Genomic DNA, 19,104 nt, shown 5'->3' with positions numbered 1-19,104 from the left:
GCGGGCGGCAGCGGAGCTGCTATGTCTGGCGCGGTCCGTCAGGCCTCGGGAAAGTGAAGCCCGCACGGCGAATGTTGTAACATGCCCCCAAATTGTGACATTGGTTGTCATTCGGGGCAGCGCCGAGGGAAGGTTGCGAAAAGGGTTGGTGAAATGGGGTTTCTGGCGGCCACTGCAGACGCTGCAGGGCCGCCTTCTTGCAGGGCTGGTGGTGACCTGGCTGGTCATCATCGCCCTGCTGTTGGCCGTGGCCTGGGGCATGGGCCAGACCCTGGCCCGCGACGCCAACCATGCCCACCTGGGCTACCAGGCCGAGATGCTCAGCCGGGGCCTGCAGGATCGTCTTGATCAGCGCTTCGCGGCGCTCAAGCATCTCGCCGGTCAACTGGGCGACGAGAGCGGTGAGCCGGCCGTCGAACAGCTCCGGGCGAACCGCAGCCTGCTGGCCCACTTCGAGGGCGTCATGGTGAGCGACGCCGAGGGTCGTGTGGTCGCCGACCTGCCCGAGGTCCCGGGCCGCGTGGGGCTCGAGACCGCCCATACCGAGTACTTCCAGATGCTGCGCCACTCGCCCTGGCCCTACGTGAGCCGGCCCTTCGTCGGGCGTGCCAGCGGGGAGCCACTGGTGCTGATGCTGGTGCCCCGCTTCACGGGCGAGGGCGAGTTCGCCGGAGTGGTGGGCGGCATGCTCAACCTGGCCCATGGTCAGTTCTTCCGCAGCATCGCCTCGCTCTCCTTCGAGCACCAGGGGCACGTGGCGATCTTCACCGCCGAGGGAGAGCCCCTCTTCGTGCCGGGTGGCCTGGCGGGGGCGGTCGATGATCTGAGCCGGCTCGATCCACCGGACTTTCAGCTGGCGCTGGATGGCTGGCAGGGGGAGACCCGCCACGAGCTCCAGGGCGATACCCTGCTGGTGGCCTACCGCCAGGTGTGGGATGCCGACTGGGTGGTGGCCATGATGATGCCTGGCCGTTCGGTGCTGGCCCCGCTGCAGGCCTTCCTGAAGCAGCTATGGTGGACCTGGCTGGTGGCCGCACTGCTGCTGTTGGCGCTGACCCGCTGGTGGGTGGGTCGTCAGCTCGCGCCGCTGCACCGCCTTGAGGGCCAGATCGGCGAGGTGAGCGCCGGCAAGCGTCAGCGCCTGTTGCTCTCCACCGACCTGCAGGAGCTGCGCCAGGTCTCGGCGACCTTCAATCGTCTGGAGCAGGAGAGAAGCGAGGCGCTGCATCGGCTGCGGGAGCGCGAGGCCTTCCTGAATGCCGTGCTGGGCTCGACCCCGACCGGCATGTTCGTGGCCAATCTCGAGGGCGAGATCACCTACCTCAACCCCGCCCTGGTGGCCATGCTGGGGCTCGCGCCGGACACCACCACCGCAGCCGTGCTCGAGCGTGTCCATGAGGACGACCGCGAGGGGGCCCTGGACCTCTGGCAGCATGCCCTGGCCCGGCGGGACGACTTCCTGCGGCAGCTGCGCATGCATGACGCCCGCGGCGAGCTGCTGTGGCTGGAAGTGCACGCCAGCCCGGTGGGGGGCGGCGAGGCGCCGCTCGGCATCGTCGGGGTGGTCAAGGACATCACCGAACGCCGCCACGAGGAGGCCCTGCGGCGCTGGGAGGCGGAGCACGACCCGCTGACCGGCCTGCTCAACCGCCGCGGCTTTGAGCGCCGCCTCGAGGAGGCGCTGGCCGACTTCACCAAGACCGGTGCGCCCTCGGCCCTGATCCTCTTCGATCTGGACCACTTCAAGTCCGTTAACGACAACGGTGGCCATGCCCTCGGCGACGAACTGCTGCGGCGCGTGGCCCAGGTGGTGGCCTGGGAGGTGCGCCGCAGCGATCACCTGGCGCGCCAGGGAGGCGACGAGTTCGGCCTGCTGCTGCCGAGCTGCACCCTGAGCCAGGCCAGGACCATTGCCGAAACCGTCAGGAAGGTGGTGAGCCAGGTGAGCGTCAGCCACGAGGGCCGAGAGTACTTCGTGACCGCCAGCATCGGCCTGACCGTGTTCCAGGAGGGCGATGATGCCATCGAGACGGTGCTGGCGCGCGCCGACGCCGCCAGCTACGCCTCCAAGCGCCAGGGGCGCAACGGTGTAGTGGTGCACGCCGAGGAGGCCTGATCTGCGGCCTCAGCCCACGGCGGTCGGTATCTCGAGCTCGCGGGCCTCGCCCATCAGGAAGTCGCGGTTGGCCTCCAACGCCTCGCGCAGGAAGTCCCACAGCAGGCGTACCCGGGCCAGGCGGCGCTGCTCCTGGCGGGCGGTGATCCAGAACTGGCGGTCGATCGCCACCTCGTCTGCCAGCACCCTGACCAGTGGCCCGCTGCTTTCCGCCATGAAGCAGGGCAGCACGGCCAGGCCCGCCCCGTGCAGGCAGGCGGCGTGCTGGGTGGTCACGCTGGTGCTGCGCATGGCGAAGTGCGGCCCGGGATGGCCGACCACCGCGGGGTCGAGCAGCGGCTCCAGATAGCTGAGCTGCTCGCTGAAGATCAGATCGTCCACGTAACCGACCAGCCGGTGCTCCCCCAGCTCGGCGAGGCGCCCGGGCGCGCCGTGGCGCTCGAGGTACCCCTCGCTGCCGTAGAGCCGCAGGCGATAGTCGCACAGCCGCGAGATCACCAGCCCCGGGCTCACCGGGCGCTCCACGGTGATGGCGAGATCCGCCTCGTGGCGGCTCAGGTTGACCACCCGGGGCAGGGCGAGCAGGTCCAGGGTCACCCCGGGGTGGCGGCTGCAGAAGGCCGAGAGCAGCGGAGCGATCACCCAGGTGCCGAAGCCCTCGGTCACCCCCAGGCGGATCTGGCCGCTGATCTGGTGGTTCTTGTCGGTGAGGCTCTCGCCGGCCTCGAAGGCGTGGCGGGCCATCTCCTCGGCGTGGGCGAGCAGCTGCTGGCCCGCCTCGGTGAGGTGGTAGCCGTGGGTGCTGCGCTCGAAGAGCTGGGTGTTGAGCTTCTGCTCGAAGCGCCGGGTGCGCCGCGACAGGGTAGAGTGGTCGAGCCCCAGGCGGCGGGCGGCATCGGTGAGCCGCTGGCTGCGGGCCACCTCGAGAAAGATCTGGATATCCTGCCAGTCGAGCATGGGGGCCTCGCCGAAGATGGGAGTCGGGTTTGCTTGTGCATGAATGCACAAACAATGTGCCCGAGTGCCCGTTGTCACACCATCCGACCTCTGGATAGACTCGTTTCTATCACCTTCCGTGTTTTTATACACACAAAGTCTAATGCCAGGGTGATCCACGGCAACGTCAACAACAAGCCGATCCCCCGGGCAGCGACAGCACAGAGAGGAGCACGCCCCATGTCAGTCCGCGAAATCCCCATGATCATCGACGGCCAGCCCGTCCAGTCCCAGAGCCAGGAGTGGCGCGACGTGGTCAACCCGGCCACCCAGGAGGTGGTCGCCCGGGTGCCGTTCTGCACCGCGGAGGAGGTGGAGCGCGCCGTGGCCAGCGCCAAGGAGGCCTTCAAGACCTGGCGCAAGGTGCCCCTGGGCAAGCGCATGCGCATCATGCTCAAGCTGCAGGCGCTGATCCGCGAGCACACCGACGAGCTGGCCGCGCTGATCACCGAGGAGCACGGCAAGACCCTGCCCGACGCCGTGGGCGAAGTGGGCCGCGGCCTGGAGGTGGTGGAGCACGCCTGCTCGATCACCAGCCTGCAGCTGGGCGAGCTGGCCGAGAACGCGGCAAGCGAGGTGGACGTCTACACCATGCACCAGCCGCTGGGCGTGGGCGCCGGCATCACTGCCTTCAACTTCCCGATCATGCTGCCCTGCTTCATGTTCCCGCTGGCCATCGCCACCGGTAACACCTTCGTGCTCAAGCCCTCCGAGCAGGACCCGAGCTCCACCATGCGCCTGGTCGAGCTGGCCCACGAGGCAGGCATCCCGGCCGGCGTACTCAACGTGGTCCACGGCGGCCCGGACGTCGCCAACCAGATCGCCGACCATGCCGACATCAAGGCGCTCTCCTTCATCGGCTCCACCCACGTGGGCTCGCTGCTCTACAACCGCGCCGCCGCTGCCGGCAAGCGCATGCAGTCGATGATGGGCGCCAAGAACCACTGCGTGATCATGCCCGATGCCAACCGCAGCCAGGCCATCAACAACCTGCTCGGCTCCGCCTATGGCGCCGCCGGCCAGCGCTGCATGGCCAACTCCGTGGTGGTGCTGGTGGGCGAGGCCCGCGAGTGGCTGGAGGATATCGTCGAGGGCACCCGCAGCATGAAGGTGGGCCCCGGCACCCAGACCGACGCCGACCTCGGCCCGCTGGTCTCTCCCCAGGCCAAGGAGCGCGTCGAGCGGCTGATCACTGCCGGCGAGAAGGAGGGCGCGAAGCTGCTGGTGGACGGCCGCGGCTACCAGGTCGAGGGCTACCCGAACGGCAACTTCGTCGGCCCGACCCTGTTCGCCGACGTGACCCCGGAGATGAGCATCTACCGCGAGGAGATCTTCGGCCCGGTGCTTTGCGTGGTGACCGTCGACACCCTGGACGAGGCGATCGAGTTCATCAACGCCAACCCCAACGGCAACGGCACCTCCATCTTCACCAACTCCGGCTGGGTGGCGCGCCGCTTCGAGACCGACATCGACGTGGGCCAGATCGGCATCAACGTGCCGATCCCGGTGCCGGTCGCCTACTTCAGCTTCACCGGCTCCCGGGCCTCCAAGCTGGGCGACCTGGGCCCCAACGGCAAGCAGGCGATCGCCTTCTGGACCCAGACCAAGACCGTCACCGCCCGCTGGTACGAGCCGGAGAACGTCTCCAGCGGCATCAACAGCACCATCTCGCTGAGCTGATCACCTCCGCTCGGTAACGACAGGGCCCCGCCTCGAGAGAGGCGGGGCCCTGTGCGTTGATGGCCTTCGACCGGATGGTCAGGCAGAACTGCTAGAGTGCAGGCATCGTACGGATACGATACCGGAGCTCTCGTGACTCGCCCATTTCCCCGCCTGCCGTCGGCCCTGGCCGCCTGGCTGCTGCTTGCCTGCCTGCTGGCCTCGCCGGCCCGGGCCGCGCTCGATGTTGCCGACCCTTTCGATGGGCTCAACCTGGGCCCGCAGGTGCAGCTGCTGGAGGATGTCGATCGCGAGTTCACCATCGACGACCTGCTCTCCCGGGATGACGACCTGCCCTGGCGGTCCTCAGAGCAGGAGACCCTCAACTTCAGCTTCTCCGACTCTGCCTGGTGGCTGCAGGTGGAGCTCGTCAACGCCAGCGAGGCGCCGTTGAGACGCCTGCTGGAGCTGGCCATGCCGCTGCATGACTATCTGGACGCCTGGGTGGTCGACGAGGCGGGGGAGGTGGTCGCCGAATGGCAGACCGGCAACCGGCGTGCCTTCGACACGCGCCCGGTGGCCCACCGCACCTTCGTGCTGCCCATCGTGCTGCCGCCCGGCGAGACGCGCCGCGTGATCCTGCGGTTGGATACCCACGATGGCCTCTTCGATGCCACGCCGCTCTACCTGCTGAGCGACGCCAGTTTCCTGCAGAAGGCCCAGCGCGAACTGATGGCCTTCAGCCTCTACTTCGGCGCTCTGCTGGCGCTGATGATCTTCAATCTGCTGCTGTTCCTGGCTATCCGGGAGCGCAGCCTGCTGCATTATGTGGTCTACCTCGGCACCTTCTTCGTGCTGATGTTCGCGGCGCGGGGCTTTGCCTACCAGTACTGGTGGCCGAACTGGCCGACCTTCAACAACCAGATGCTGCCGCTGACCATCGGGCTCTTCGCCGTCACCCTGGCCAGTTTCAGCAGCAGCTACCTCAACCTGCGCCGGCACGCGCCGCGACTGTCATGGGGGCTGCACGGGGTGGCGGGCCTGTGCCTGGCGAGTGCGCTGCCGGCGCTGCAGGGGCACTACGCTCCGGTGTTCCGCGTCATGATCCCCGCCGCCATCCTGCTCTCCCTGTTGATGCTCTCCGTGGCCGTGTGGCGCAGCTGGCTGGGCGACCGCCTGGCACAGATCTTCCTTGTGGCCTGGTGTGTGCTGCTGGTGGGGATCGCGCTCTACTTCCTGCGCGTGGCCGGGGTGCTGCCCTATAACGTCTTCACCGAGTACGCCGTGCAGGCGGGCTCGGGCATCGAGTTCCTGCTGCTGGCCTTCGGGCTGGCCTACAAGATCAACCTGCTCAAGAACGAGAAGCTCGCCGCCGAGCGGGCCACCCATGAGCTGCAGCGCTCGCACAACCAGCGGCTGGAGGCCGAGGTGGATGAGCGCACCCGTGAGCTCGAAGCCGCCAACCAGCGGCTCGCCGCCATGGCCCGCACCGACCCCTTGACCGGGCTGCTCAACCGCCGCCAGTTCCATGAGCTCGTTGATGCGGAGCTCCTGCAGCGTCGCCGCAGCGGCCGGGCGCTGCTCTTCGCCGTGATGGATATCGATGCCTTCAAGGCCTACAACGACACCTACGGCCATCAGGCCGGTGACGAGGTGCTCAGGCGTGTCTCCGCGCTGCTGCAGCAACATTTCCGCCGCGCTGGCGACCGTCTGTTCCGCCTGGGCGGCGAGGAGTTCGGCCTGCTGCTGGAGGTCGATACTCTGGACCAGGGCCGGCATGTCATGGAGGCCTTCCGTCAGTCGTTGGAGGACCTCGCCATTCCCCACGTGCAGGCAGAGGGCGGAGTGGTCACCGCCTCCTTCGGGCTGGTCTGCTGCAATGACTTCCAGAGGGTGCCGGATGCCGAACGGCTCTACCGGGAGGCCGACGAGGCGATGTACCAGGCCAAGGACCGCAATCGCAACCGGGTGGTGACCCGGGCCATCCTCGGCGAGACGTGAGCGGCGCTCGTGGCGCTCGTGGCGCTTGCGACGATCGTCCGCATGGACAGTCACTTGACGCTGACGTTAACTGGAGGTTTCCAACAACAACCACAACGCCAGGAGCCATCATGACCGCGCCCATCAGCCGCTTTCCCATCCCCGAGTCGATCCAGGACCTTCCCGAGGACATCCGCGACGCCATGCTGGCGGTGCAGGAGAAGGCCGGCTTCATCCCCAACGTCTTCCTGATGCTGGCCCACCGCCCGGCCGAGTTCCGCGCCTTCTTCGCCTACCACGACGCCCTGATGGAGAGGGAGGCCGACACCCTCACCAAGGCGGAGAAGGAGATGATCGTGGTGGCCACCAGCGCCCGCAACCGGTGCCTCTACTGCGTGGTGGCCCACGGTGCTCTGGTGCGCATCTACAGCAAGGACCCGCTGCTGGCCGACCAGGTCGCCATCAATCAACGCGTCGCTGGCCTCAGCGAGCGCCACCGGGTGATGCTCGACTTCGCCATGCACAGCGGCCTGGAGGTCGGCGAGCTCACCGACGAGTGGCAGACCCGCCTGCTGGAGGTCGGCTTCACCCAGGACGACATCTGGGACATCGGCGCCATCGCCGCCTTCTTCGGCATGTCCAACCGCCTGGTCACCCTCGCTGGCACCCCGCCCAACGAGGAGTTCTACCTGATGGGCCGGGTGCCGAGGGAGAAGTAACGTCGTTGGCATCCAGAAGGGCTGCCGGTACGCTCGAAGATGAAAAGGGGAATGATGCGAGGCATGTTCAGTGGCAGAGCGTAAGGCATGGAGCGACCAAGACCGACTGCAGGCGCTGGCGCTCTACTGCCGCCTGAGCTTCGGTCAGTTGCATCGCGAGCGGCCCGAGGTCATTCACCTGGCCGAGCAGATGGGCCGCTCTGCCAGCTCGGTGGCCATGAAGCTCTCCAACTACGCGAGCCTCGACCCAGAGGTACGGGCGCTGGGCAAAAAGGGGCTGTCGGGTGCCTCACGCCAGGATCGCCTGCTGTGGGAGCGCTTTATCGCCGACCCGAAGAGTGTCGCCGCCGAGAGTGAGTCGGCCTGGGTAGAGCTCGATCCCTGTGGCGATAGTGCCGAGGCAGATGAGGATTACACCGGCAGCGAGGCCTATGCCCTGCAGCGACGGCGTATTGGGCAGTCGCTATTCCGCAAGGCCGTGATGGTGCGCTACGACACGCGATGCGTGATTACCGGGCTTCGTCACGAGGATCTACTGATTGCGAGCCATATCGTGCCTTGGCAGGCGCGCCCAGAGTCTCGCCTCGATCCCGCTAATGGGCTCTGCCTCAACGCGCTCCATGACCGCGCCTTCGATAAGGGACTGCTGGCCATCGACGACCGGGACCGCATTCGCATCTCTCCTGAGCTGACCGGCGCGGCCCCCAACGGCCGGCTCAAGGCGCAGCTCCATGACCTCGAGGGCCAGCCCTTGATCCTGAGCCCTCGCGCCTTTCCGAACCGAGACTATCTCGCCTGGCACTTCCGGGAGTGCTTCCGACGCTGATACCCCCGGCGACCCCTGGCCGCCGGCCCATGGCCTCGCTATGATGCCTCCGGCCCGTCGTGTCGCCGACAGCGGCGGGCCCACACAATTCATTCACTTGTCGCCAGGGGAGTCCCGCCGCATCCGCGGGGGCTGAGAGGGCCAAGCGCCGACCCTGGAACCTGATCCGGTTCATACCGGCGGAGGAAGCGCGACATGCCTTACCTGACGTCTGCCGTGCTCGGCGCGGCGCTTCTGTGCTTTGCTTTCCTGGGCCTGCGGGCCCGCCGGGCCGATGGCCTGCTCGATGACTACGTCACCGCCCGCAACTCCCAGGGCGCCCAGGCCATCGGCCTGTCGTTCCTGGCCTCCAGCATGGGGGCCTGGATCCTCTTCGCGCCGCCGGAGATCGGCGCCTTCGTGGGGCCGGTGGCGCTGGCCGGCTACGCCATCGGCTCGTCGCTGCCCTTTATCGTGCTGGGGCTCTACGGCCCGGCGATCCGTCGCCACCTGCCGCAGGGGCGCAGCATCGGCGAGTTCGCGGAGTCCTGCTACGGCGCCGGGGTGCGGCGCTGGGTCTCCTTCGTCTCGGTGGCCTACATGGCGATCTTCCTGGCCGCCGAGCTCACCGCCATCGGCGCCATCGCCGCGCTGCTCTCCGACGTGCCGCCGGCGCTGGTGATCCTCGGGGTGGCGGTGGTCACCCTGGTCTACACCACCCTGGGCGGGCTGCGGGCGAGCCTCGCCACCGACCGCTGGCAGGCCTGGCTGCTGCTGGCCCTGCTGGTGCTGGTGGGCGGCGTGGCCTGGTGGTGGCTGCCGCCCATGCCGGCCGAAGCCGTGATGCCCTCCATTCCCACGAGCAGCGCGCTCTCGGTGGCGCTCACCCTGGTGATCGCTGTCACCGCGGCCAACCTCTTCCATCAGGGCTACTGGCAGCGGGTGTGGGCCGCCGAGGATGACCGCGCCCTGGCCCGTGGGGCCCTGCTGGGCGGGGCCAGCAGCCTGCTGGTGGTGATGGCTATCGGCGGGCTCGGCATCGTGGCGGCCATGCATGCGCTGCCGCTCGGCGAGCCGCCGATTCCCTTCTTCGCGCTGCTCTCCGCCGCGCCGGCCTGGCTGGCGCTGCCGGCCCTGGTGCTGGCGGTGACCCTGGTGGCCTCCAGCGTCGATACCCTGCAGAACGCCATCGCCTCCATGGCGGTGGCCAGCTCCGGCCGGCGCGGGCTCTCGGTGCGGGCGGCGCGCCTGGTCACGGTGGCGCTGATGCTGCCGGTGGTGTGGGTGGCGCTGCAGGGCTTCTCGGTGCTGCGGCTGTTCCTGATCGCCGACCTGCTGTGTGCCGCCATCGTGGTGCCGGTGCTGCTGGGCCTGTGGCGTCGCATGTCGCCGCTCGCCGCCGTGGCGGGCGGCGTGGCCGGACTGCTCGGCGCGGTGCTGCCGGGCTCGATCACCCTGGGCAGCCTCTCCGCCGGGGTGCTGGCGGCCACCTTCCCGGAGAGCATTCCGACGCTTCCGCCCTTCCTGGGGGCGCTGCTCGCCTCCACGCTGGTGAGCCTGCTGATCGCCTGGCGGTACCCGGGGGCGAGATTCCAACCGACACTCCAAGGAGATGCCCGATGACGACTCGAGCCGACTGGACCGCCTGGGCGGCGCAGCAGGACGCACCGCGCCTCACCGACTGGCTGCGCGAGATCAGCGAGCCCGACTGGTCCGCCACCGTGAACCACCCGCTGTTCGACGCCATGGCCGAGGGGCGGATTTCCGGTGCCGACTTCGCCGCCTACATGGTGCAGGACTACGGCTTCGTGGACCCCTTCACCGCGCTGATCGGCTTCGCCATCGGCCGTGCGCCGGGCATGGCCGACCGGGTGGTGCTGGGGCAGTTCATGGGCATGCTGACCAGCGACGAGAACAGCACTTTCCAGCGCACCTTCGAGGCCTTCGCGGTGCCCGTCGCCCAGCGCCAGGCGCCGGACTACCTGCCCGAGACCCGCGCCTTCCAGGTGCTGCTGAGCGAGACCGGCCGCGCCGGAGGCTATGCCGAGATCCTGGCGGCGCTGGTGGTCACCGAGTGGGTCTATCTGGAGTGGGCGCTGCGCATCACCCGCGCCGAGGGGCTGGACCCGCTGGTGGGGGAGTGGATCGACCTGCACGACAACCCCGCCTTCCGGGACTTCGTCGCCTGGCTGCGGCGCCGCCTGGACGAGGAGGCGGAGACGCTCGATGACGGCGCCTTTACCTGCATGGCCGAATGCTTCCGCGAGACGGTGGCGAAGGAGCGTGCCTTCCACGACGCCGTGGTGCCGCGCTGAGCGGGTTGTGCGGGCAGGGCGGGTAGCCGTTCCGGTGGGCGTTGCTCAGGGGAAGAGAGCAGGCGCCCCTCAGTCGAGGAAGAGGTCGGCGGGCAGCCCAAAGCGCTGGGTCAGGGCCTTGATCTGGCGAACGTTCAGGCGTCGCTTGCCGTTCAGGATCTCCGAGATCACCGACTGGGTGCCGACTTCCGGCAGGCTCGACTGGTCGAGGCCGTGCCACTGCATCAGGTGGCGGAGCATGTCGGCCCCCCTCACTTCAGGCATCGGGCGGTGGGCGTCGTCGTACTCCTCGATGAGGTCACCCATGTGAGAGGCGAGGCTCGCCAGGGGGTGCTCCTCGTCGTCTCCGACCAGCTCCAGCAGCTCATCGAGCGCTGCGACCAGGGCATCGTAGTCGTCTTCCGATTCTGGGGCATTGAGCAGTGGGGCCACGAAGCGCCAGTGGGCGGCCGCCTGTTGGACGATGCTGTTCATGTTCACTCCTTCCAGGTGTCCCTGTCGTATTCGGCATGATCGAGGACGTACTGGATATAGACCTTCCTGAAGCGATAGTGCACCACGGCGATGAGACGAATCTTGTTGCCGCCGATATCGAAGACATGCTGCCGGCCGACCTTGTCGGTGGCGGGAAACAGCGCCTTCATCTCGGCAAAGCTGCCGGGCTCGCTCGACTTCATGAGCCGATACCAGGCATCCAGGGCAGAGGCGGCCTGCGGCCATTTCTGCTTGGCTTCCCAGATGCGCTTCTGGGTGATGACATGCATGGCGGCTGCCCTATCGCATTTTGCTATAAAGTATAGGTTCTGGCTTCGGATACGGCAATGGCGCCCCCGCCGGTTTACCGGCGGGGGCGCTCTCGTGACGGGGTCGTTCCGGTGACTACATGTGGCCGCCCATCATGCCCATCATGCCGACGGCGCCGAACAGCATTCCGCCCACGGCGATGGCCAGGTAGATGAGGATCAGCACGCCGAAGATGGTGAAGTAGGTCTTGAGCTTGCCCAGGGCGAACTTCATGTCCCGGGCGTCGCCGCTCTCGAAGACCCGGCCGGCCGCACCCGCCGCCTGCATCAGCACCCAGCCCGCCCAGATCGGAATCCAGGCCACGACCAGGCCGACGATGGAGAGGGCGGTGAGGATACCGGAGAGGATCAGCATCACGCCGGTAAGCTGCATCCAGAACTTGCCGCGATAGAGCGGTTCGACCATGTCGCGCAGCAGTTCCTGGGAGTGTGGGTCCATGTCACGTTCCTTGTCGTGGTTGATGAGCGAATCGATTCCAAGGGGTAGCGATGAGCTGCGAGACACTCTAGCAGCCCGTCAGGGGCCTTGCCCCGTTTCGATGCATGGGCACCATTGCTTGTCATGCCGGGCCTTGAGGTCCACCCTCTGAGGGTTACCCCATCTTCACAAGGAGCCCTGCCATGAGCGAAACCCCGAAGGATCCCCGCCGCCGTCACTCCGCTTCCGTGGTAGACGGCCCCGGCAAGGCGGCCGGCCGCGCCATGCTGCGCGCGGTGGGCTTCACCGATGAGGATTTCACCAAGCCCCAGGTGGGCATCGCCTCCACCTGGAGCATGGTCACGCCGTGCAACAGCCACATCAACGAGCTGGCCGAGCATGCCCGGGACGGCGCCGACGCCGCCGGCGGCAAGGGGGTGATCTTCAACACCATCACTATCTCCGACGGCATCGCCAACGGCACCGAGGGCATGAAGTACTCCCTGGTCTCCCGGGAGGTGATCGCCGACTCCATCGAGACGGTGGCCGGCTGCGAGGGCTTCGACGGCCTGGTGGCCATCGGCGGCTGCGACAAGAACATGCCGGGCTGCCTGATGGGGATGGCGCGGCTGAATCGGCCGAGCGTCTTCGTCTACGGCGGCACCATCCTGCCCGGCAAGGGCCACACCGATATCGTCTCGGTGTTCGAGGCCATGGGCGCCCACAGCCGCGGCGACATCGACCTGATCGAGCTCAAGCAGATCGAGGAGACGGCGATCCCCGGCCCCGGCTCCTGCGGCGGCATGTACACCGCCAACACCATGGCCTCGGCCATCGAGGCGCTGGGCATGAGCCTGCCGGGCAGCTCGGCGCAGAACGCCGTCTCCAGCGACAAGCGCGAGGACTGCGAGGCGGCCGGTGCCGCAGTGCTCGCGCTGCTCGAACGCGACCTCAAGCCCTCCGACATCATGACCCGCGAGGCCTTCGAGAACGCCATCACCGTGGTGATCGCGCTGGGCGGCTCCACCAATGCGGTGCTGCACCTGATCGGCATGGCCCGCACCGTTGGGGTGGACCTCGCCCTCGAGGACTTCACCCGCATCGGGCGGCGCGTGCCGGTGGTGGCCGACCTGCGCCCCAGCGGCCACTACATGATGAGCGAGCTGGTCGCCATCGGCGGCATCCAGCCGCTGATGAAGACCCTGCTCGATGCCGGCCTGCTCCACGGCGACTGCCTGACGGTGACCGGCAGCACACTCGCCGAGAACCTGGCCAATGTCGCCACTTATCCCGATGACCAGAAGATCATCGCGGCGCTGGATCGCCCGGTGAAGGCCGAGAGCCACCTGCGCATCCTCTTCGGCAACCTGGCCCCGGAAGGGGCGGTGGCCAAGATCACCGGCAAGGAGGGCACGCGCTTCTCCGGCACCGCCCGGGTATTCGGCTCCGAGGAGGAGGCCCAGGCGCGCATCAACGACGGCACCGTGGTGGCGGGCGACGTGGTGGTGATCCGCTACGAGGGGCCAAGGGGCGGGCCCGGCATGCGCGAGATGCTCACCCCCACCTCGGCGATCATGGGCCGGGGGCTGGGGGACTCGGTGGCGCTGATCACCGACGGGCGCTTCTCCGGCGGCAGCCACGGCTTCGTGGTCGGCCACGTCACGCCGGAGGCCTTCGACGGCGGCCCCCTGGCCCTGGTGGAGGATGGCGATCGGATCACCATCGACGCCGAGGCCGATACCATCGACGTCGATCTCTCCGACGAGGAGCTGATGCGCCGCCGCGCCGCCTGGCAGCAGCCGGCGCCGCGCTACACCCGCGGGGTGCTGGCCAAGTACGCGAGGACCGTCAGCTCCGCCAGCACCGGGGCGGTCACCGACGCCTTCGACTGAGCCCCCGCGACTGACAGAAGCGCCAACGACAGCGCCCCCGCCGGTTTCCCGGCGGGGGCGCTCTGCCTTTCAGTGGTTTATCCAGGCTCGGTTGGTTCGGGCGCGGCGGGTTCAGGCCTTGCGGACCCTCACCGGCAGGCCCTGGCGCACGCTGGCGCCGCTGATGGGCTCGAGCCAGGTGCCGTCCACGTTGCGGGTCGGGTCCCGGAAGCCCAGGTCGTTGATGTTGATGCCGGCGCGCAGCCAGGGCATGTCCGGCTGGGACTCGCCGTCGATCACATGCGGCGTGGCGCCGAGATCCCGGTGGCCGTAGCCGTGCTCGATGCCCAGTGACCCCGGCATCACGCTCTCGCTGACCAGCGCCAGGCCCACCACGCTGCCGCCGGGGCTCTCGATGCGGATGGTATCGCCGTGGCTGATGCCGTAGCGCTCGGCGTCCTCGCGGTGCATCTGCACCGGGTTGTAGGGCTTGATCATGCGCAGCCGCTCGTTGCCGATGGCGTAGGAGTTCATCAGGTTGGATTTGAACGAGAAGGCGAGCAGCGGCCACTCCTCCTCGAGGAACACCTCGCGCATGGTCTGCTGGTTGGCCAGCAGCGGCAGGCTGTGGCCGGGCACGCCGCGGTTGGGCTTGCCGCTCATGGTATCGATGCTGGTGCCCACCACCTCGTTGTAGACGCACAGGGTGCGGCGCCAGGCGTTGGTCAGCCGCTCGCCCCGGAAGTGGTCGCTGGCGTCCTGGAAGCGCCCGCCGCGGGCGTAGAGGTAGGCCACCCGGCCACGCTCCTCTTCCTTGAGGGTGCGCTCGAGCCGCGGCAGCAGCGGGGCGATGCCGCCGTGGGCGACGTCGCTCTCGTCGGCCTCGGGCAGCGGCTCGTCCATGTAGGCGATGTTGGCCGCGGCGCGCAGGTAATAGTCCTCGGCGCGGTTGAGCGGGTGCAGGTGGCCGTCGGCATCCGGGATCGCCTCGTCGCCGAAGCCGGAAAGGCCCAGGCGCCGGGCCACGGCGATGAAGAAGCTGTCCTGGCACACCGGCTCGCCCTCGGCGGTCTTCTGCTGGCGCGGCTCCACCACCGGCCAGCAGGCGGTGGTCATGCGGCCCAGCGCCCCCTTCCAGGCGCCGGTGAAGCCCCACACCTCGTACATCACCGAGTCGGGCACGATGTAGTCGGCGTAGCGGTTGGTCTCGTTGATGAAGCCGTCCACCGCCACGAAGAGCCCCAGGCGCTTCGGGTCCTTGAGCTTGTCGGCGATCATCGCCTCGAGCCCGGCCTGGCCGTAGATGGGGTTGGCCATGCAGCCGATCAGCGCCTTGATCGGGTAGGGGTAGCCGTCCAGCGCCGAGGGCAGGTGCTCGGTGAGGATGGGCGGGGCGAAGGAGCGCCACGGCGCCTTGGCCGGGTAGGGGTTCTCGCCGGCCTCGACCTTGCGGCGGTACTCCGAGGAGCGCTCGTAGGGGAAACGCGAACGGGAGAGGAAGACCCCCTGGGGGCCGCGCTTGCCGGGGAAGTCCACGAGATCGTAGCGGGGGCCCTGGCTGAAGCCGTTGAACTGGCCGCCGCCCACGGCGCTGCCGCCCTTCATGTTGTAGTTGCCGGCCAGCAGGTTGAGCATCTGCACCGCGAAGGCGGCGTAGAAGCCGTTGCCGGACATCATGCCGCCGTGGCAGTTGACCACGGCGCGGCGGCCGTGGCTGGCGTAGCGTTCGGCCAGCTCGACGATGGTGGCCTCGGGGATGCCGCAGTGCTCGGCATAGGTGGCCAGGTCGTACTCGTTGGCCGACTCCCGCAGCAGGGTCATGCTGCTCTTCACCCGCACGGTGCTCCCAGGCCCTTCCGACGAACCGGCGAGCTCGACCTCGCGGTCGACGAAGAGCTCGGCGGCCATCGCCTCCTCGCCGTGAACGAGCTCGCCGTCGACCACCACCAGGGGGGCATCGGCGTCGCTTCCGGCCTCGGCCAGGCCCAGGTCGCTGGCCATCAGAAAACGGCCGCGGCGGGGGTGGTTTTCGGTATCGATCACCAGGTGGGTGGCGTTGGAGTGGGTGGCCTCGCCGGCGGCGTCCGCGGCAGCCTTGCCGGGCAGCTCGAGGAACGCCCGTGCATAGCCCTCGTTGTCCAGCAGCCACTGGATGATGGCCATGGCGAAGGCGCTGTCGGTGCCGGGGCGGATCGGCACCCAGCGGTTGTGGTCGGCGGCGTGGGAGGCGGCGGCGTTGAGCGCCGGGTCCACCACCACGTACTCCAGGGTGCCCTCGGCGCGCGCCTTGGCGATCAGCCGGCCCTGGCGCTTGAAGGGGTTGCCCGCCTGGCTCGGCGCGGTGCCGATGTACATGATGAAGCGGGCGTTCTGGATGTCCGGCTTGACGTGGGCGTTGGCGCCCAGGTCGTTCATCACGGCACCGGAGCCCATGCGGAAGGCCAGTCCGCAGTAGGAGCCGTGGTGGCCGTAGTTGCGGGTGGCGAAGCCGTTGAGGGTGAAGCGCTTGAGCAGCTCCGAGCGGCCGTAGTCGGTGGCCTCCATCACCATCAGCTGGTTGGCCTTCGGGCCGAACTCCGGGTTCTCCGGGTCGATCAGGGTGTCGTGGTCATGGATGGCGCGCAGGCCGTCCACCTGGCCCTCGCCGAACAGGTCGCCGCCCTCGCAGATCTCCTCGATCAGCTGCTCGAAGGAGATCTTCTGCCACTGGCGCTCGCCGCGCTCGCCCACCCGCTTGAGGCAGTGGTCGATGCGGAAGGGGCTCTCCAGCTGGCTCATCATGGCGTTGCCGCGGGCGCAGGCGGTGGAGCGGTTGACCTGGCCCTGGCCGCCGTAGGCGCTGACGTGGCGCAGCGCCTCGGCCACCGGGGTGCGCATGGGCAGGTGGTCGTCGGCGGAGAGCGGGTGGTAGGGGTTGCCGGAGACGCGCAGCACCCGGTCGCTCTCGTTGTCGACGCGTACCCGCACGCCGCACTGGGTGGTGCAGCCGTAGCAGATGGTGAAGGCGGTGCGCTGGTCCGGGTTGAGGGTGAGCTCGCCGGTGGCGAGGTCGACCCGGTACTCCGGCGCCAGGGAGTTGCCGTGGATCGGATCCTTCGGCTTCTCGCCGGCGCTGCCGGTCACGCCCTTGGCCATCTTGGCCAGGGGGTCGGAATAGCCGGCGACGAAGGTGGCGGCACCGCCGGCGGCGACGGCGCCCTTCATGAAGCGACGGCGTGAGGTATCGACGGGGGACTTAGCCATGGCGGGGCGCTCCTTCCATGTTGTGTGCAGCGCGTTGGGCGTCGGGCTGTGCGTTGCTGTCTGAGGGGGAGGCGTCGGCGGCGCTGCCGCCCTGGCGCGCCTGGCGCCACGGGATCAGCAGGTCGATCACCAGGGCCGCGGCGAGCCACAGGCCGAAGGTGCCGACGATGCCGAGGATGCCGGAGGAGCCGGCGGGGATGCCGTAGTGGTGGAAGCCGGCGCTGTTGCGGGCCACGTGCTGCACGTCCATCAGCACCACCCAGCGGAACATCCAGCCCATGTGGATGGCCACCAGACCCAGCACCCAGGCCCAGGCGAAGAGGGCCGGGCGGCGGGCGGCGGGGCGGGTGAGCAGGTAGAGCACGGCGCCGAACAGGGCCACCCCGGTCAGGCCGCCCCAGAGGGCGGTGCTGCGCCAGGAGGGGCTCTCGCGCACCGAGTCCAGCGCCGCGGCCACCGAGCCGACGTTGGCGTTGATGCCGTCCAGGAACCAGCTGCCGGCGACGAGGCCGGCCACCAGACAGGCGCCCAGCAGCACCCTGAGCATCTGCCCGATGGTGGCCTGGTCACGCAGGCCGCTGACCCGGTTCAAGACCAGCACGAGACCCGCCGCGGCGATAAAGCCGGTGGCGACCAGCATCGGCGGCAGCCAGACGGTGTTCCACAGCGGGCGCGCCTTGACCACGGCAAGCTCGGCGCCGGTATAGAGCATGATGCTGGTGGAGAGCGCGAGGGTGCCCAGGCCCACCAGCACCAGCGCCGCGCGCGGGGTGGGGGCGGCACCGAACGACAGCAGGCGGGCCACCAGGCCCGGCAGGCCGGGCGCCTGGCGATTGGCCTGCAGCGCGGGGCGCCAGGCCAGCCAGGCGAGCAGCAGCACGCCCACCACGTAGAGCGGCAGCAGCAGGCTGCCGATGGACATCCAGGAGCTCGAGGTGGAGTAGGCGTAGAAGTGCCAGAAGCGCAGCGGCTGGTGCAGGTCGGCGAGCAGCGCCACTGGGGCCACCAGGGTGGTGGTCAGGCAGGCCAGCATGGCCAGGCGTGCGGTGGGCAGCCAGCGCTGCTTGCCGAACACCAGCGCCGGGGCCGCCAGCCAGAGGGTGGCGTAGGAGATGGCGATCAGGAAGAAGTACTGCACCGCCCAGGGGTACCAGGCGATGGCGTAGCGGGGAGCGAGCAGCTCAATGGCCATGGAATTCATAACCCATCTCCTTGCCGTGGGGGTCGAGGACTTCCAGGGCCACCGGCTCGGCGAGCGGGCGCGTGATGAAGCGCTCGTCCATGCCGAGGTAGAAGACCTGGGGCAGGGTGTTCTTTTCGGGCTGCAGCACCATCAGCTCGTCCCGGTGCTCGGCGATCATGCGGCTGATCTGGCTCTCGGGGTCGCGCATGTCGCCGATGATCCGCGCGCCGCCCACGCAGCTCTCCACGCAGGCCGGCAGCAGGCCGGCTTCCAGGCGGTGGGCGCAGAAGGTGCACTTGTCGGCGGTCTGGGTCCTGTCGTTGATGAAGCGGGCGTCGTAGGGGCAGGCGTTGACGCAGTAGGCGCATCCCACGCAGCGGTCGCTGTCCACCACCACGATGCCGTCCTGCTGCTGGTAGGTCGCCTGGACCGGGCAGACCGGCACGCAGGGCGGGTTCTCGCAGTGGTTGCACAGGCGCGGCAGCATGAAGGTGGCGAGCTCGCCGGTCTCCTGATGCTCCACCTCGTACTGGGAGACGGTGGTGCGGAACTTGCCCAGGGGGGCGTCGTTCTCGATATGGCACGACACGGTGCAGGCCTGGCAGCCGATGCACTGGCGCAGGTCGATGAGCATGCCGTAGCGCTTGGTGGGGTCGCCTTCTCGGCGGGGCGGCTGGCTGTTGATGCCGGCGCTGGCAACGCTTGAGAGCGGTATCAGGGCGGCACCCGCGCTGAGGCGGGCCAGCTGGCCGAGAAGGGAGCGGCGAATGTGATCCATGGCGCCTCCGGTGGCGGGGTGTCGCGGGGGCGTGCCCTGCGGCGGGAAATAAGGTGACACCGGAAAGCTTAGCGGCGGCCAGGGTCGAGCCGCTTGACATGCATCAAGAGATGATTAGAAAGCTCTTAATGCTGCATTAATGTTGGTGCAAGTAGCTGACAGGGAAGGGAAAACATCACGCCCCGCCGGTGACCCGGCAGGGCGTGATAGGAGATGGG

15 protein-coding genes and 1 riboswitch are annotated in these 19,104 nt (G+C 68.6%); of the genes, 8 read left to right on the top strand and 7 right to left on the bottom strand.

Translation table 11 applies throughout. The features are described from left to right. Positions 1–211: 211 nt before the first annotated feature. Positions 212–2,116: a sensor domain-containing diguanylate cyclase gene (locus tag HIR79_RS16590; RefSeq protein ID WP_249322197.1), complete on the top strand. Its 1,905-nt coding sequence runs from the start codon at positions 212–214 to the stop codon at positions 2,114–2,116. Positions 2,117–2,125: 9 nt separating this feature from the next. On the opposite strand, the gene HIR79_RS16585 is transcribed toward HIR79_RS16590, so the two are convergent. Further along, positions 2,126–3,073, bottom strand: a complete 948-nt coding sequence (locus HIR79_RS16585) for a LysR family transcriptional regulator (RefSeq protein ID WP_169959191.1) — start codon at positions 3,071–3,073, stop codon at positions 2,126–2,128. A 219-nt stretch (positions 3,074–3,292) separates the two neighbouring features. On the opposite strand from HIR79_RS16585, the gene HIR79_RS16580 reads away from it, so the two are divergent. The 6 genes from HIR79_RS16580 (at position 3,293) to HIR79_RS16555 (ending at position 10,590) form a co-directional block, all read left to right on the top strand. Beyond that, positions 3,293–4,792 carry a CoA-acylating methylmalonate-semialdehyde dehydrogenase gene (locus tag HIR79_RS16580; protein WP_169959190.1) on the top strand — a complete coding sequence of 500 codons (1,500 nt, stop codon included), beginning with the start codon at positions 3,293–3,295 and terminating at the stop codon, positions 4,790–4,792. A 132-nt stretch (positions 4,793–4,924) separates the two neighbouring features. Continuing rightward, the gene (locus tag HIR79_RS16575; RefSeq protein WP_169959189.1) at positions 4,925–6,772 is read left to right on the top strand and encodes a sensor domain-containing diguanylate cyclase; all 1,848 of its coding nucleotides are present in this window, start codon (positions 4,925–4,927) and stop codon (positions 6,770–6,772) included. 110 nt (positions 6,773–6,882) lie between these two features. Further along, positions 6,883–7,470 (top strand): peroxidase-related enzyme, encoded by a 588-nt coding sequence (locus HIR79_RS16570; protein WP_169959188.1) that lies wholly within the window; start codon positions 6,883–6,885, stop codon positions 7,468–7,470. 70 nt (positions 7,471–7,540) lie between these two features. Next, a complete protein-coding gene (locus tag HIR79_RS16565) occupies positions 7,541–8,296 on the top strand; it encodes an HNH endonuclease (RefSeq protein WP_110069547.1) in 756 nt (251 codons plus the stop codon). A gap of 95 nt (positions 8,297–8,391) precedes the next feature. Then, positions 8,392–8,502: riboswitch (TPP riboswitch) on the top strand. Next, a complete protein-coding gene (locus HIR79_RS16560) occupies positions 8,492–9,898 on the top strand; it encodes a sodium:solute symporter family transporter (RefSeq protein WP_169959187.1) in 1,407 nt (468 codons plus the stop codon). (Overlaps the previous riboswitch by 11 nt.) Continuing rightward, on the top strand, positions 9,895–10,590 hold the full coding sequence (locus HIR79_RS16555; protein ID WP_169959186.1) for a TenA family protein: 696 nt from the start codon (positions 9,895–9,897) through the stop codon (positions 10,588–10,590). The genes HIR79_RS16560 and HIR79_RS16555 overlap by 4 nt, the downstream gene beginning before the upstream one ends. A 69-nt stretch (positions 10,591–10,659) precedes the next feature. Here the strand turns inward: HIR79_RS16555 and HIR79_RS16550 are convergent, their stop codons facing one another. From HIR79_RS16550 to HIR79_RS16540, 3 genes are all read right to left on the bottom strand, one after another. Continuing rightward, complete coding sequence (locus tag HIR79_RS16550) at positions 10,660–11,064, bottom strand: helix-turn-helix domain-containing protein (RefSeq protein WP_169959185.1); 405 nt, start codon at positions 11,062–11,064, stop codon at positions 10,660–10,662. A 2-nt stretch (positions 11,065–11,066) separates the two neighbouring features. Further along, a complete protein-coding gene (locus HIR79_RS16545; RefSeq protein WP_169959184.1) occupies positions 11,067–11,354 on the bottom strand; it encodes a type II toxin-antitoxin system HigB family toxin in 288 nt (95 codons plus the stop codon). A 115-nt stretch (positions 11,355–11,469) separates the two neighbouring features. Next, entirely contained in the window at positions 11,470–11,832 is a 363-nt protein-coding gene (locus HIR79_RS16540; RefSeq protein WP_169959183.1) for a DUF5362 family protein, read from the bottom strand. A gap of 182 nt (positions 11,833–12,014) precedes the next feature. Here HIR79_RS16540 and ilvD point away from each other — a divergent pair, with 182 nt between their 5' ends. Beyond that, entirely contained in the window at positions 12,015–13,703 is a 1,689-nt protein-coding gene (gene ilvD / locus HIR79_RS16535) for a dihydroxy-acid dehydratase (RefSeq protein ID WP_169959182.1), read from the top strand. Positions 13,704–13,814: 111 nt separating this feature from the next. Here the strand turns inward: ilvD and HIR79_RS16530 are convergent, their stop codons facing one another. Genes HIR79_RS16530 through dsrO form a run of 3 tightly spaced genes read right to left on the bottom strand, consistent with a single transcriptional unit; the run spans position 13,815 to position 18,886 of the window. Continuing rightward, positions 13,815–16,925, bottom strand: coding sequence for a molybdopterin dinucleotide binding domain-containing protein (locus tag HIR79_RS16530; RefSeq protein WP_169959181.1), 3,111 nt, complete (start codon positions 16,923–16,925; stop codon positions 13,815–13,817). Continuing rightward, positions 16,918–18,126, bottom strand: coding sequence for an NrfD/PsrC family molybdoenzyme membrane anchor subunit (gene nrfD / locus HIR79_RS16525; protein WP_169959180.1), 1,209 nt, complete (start codon positions 18,124–18,126; stop codon positions 16,918–16,920). The genes HIR79_RS16530 and nrfD overlap by 8 nt, the downstream gene beginning before the upstream one ends. After that, complete coding sequence (dsrO, locus tag HIR79_RS16520; RefSeq protein ID WP_169959179.1) at positions 18,107–18,886, bottom strand: sulfate reduction electron transfer complex DsrMKJOP subunit DsrO; 780 nt, start codon at positions 18,884–18,886, stop codon at positions 18,107–18,109. The genes nrfD and dsrO overlap by 20 nt, the downstream gene beginning before the upstream one ends. Positions 18,887–19,104 lie beyond the last annotated feature (218 nt).

Origin of the sequence: Halomonas sp. PGE1 (assembly GCF_013000985.1) — a bacterium.
GTDB classification, from domain to species: domain Bacteria; phylum Pseudomonadota; class Gammaproteobacteria; order Pseudomonadales; family Halomonadaceae; genus Halomonas; species Halomonas alkalicola.
The sequence above is the reverse complement of the archived record's forward strand: the minus strand, read 5'-3'. Positions and strand labels throughout refer to the sequence as shown.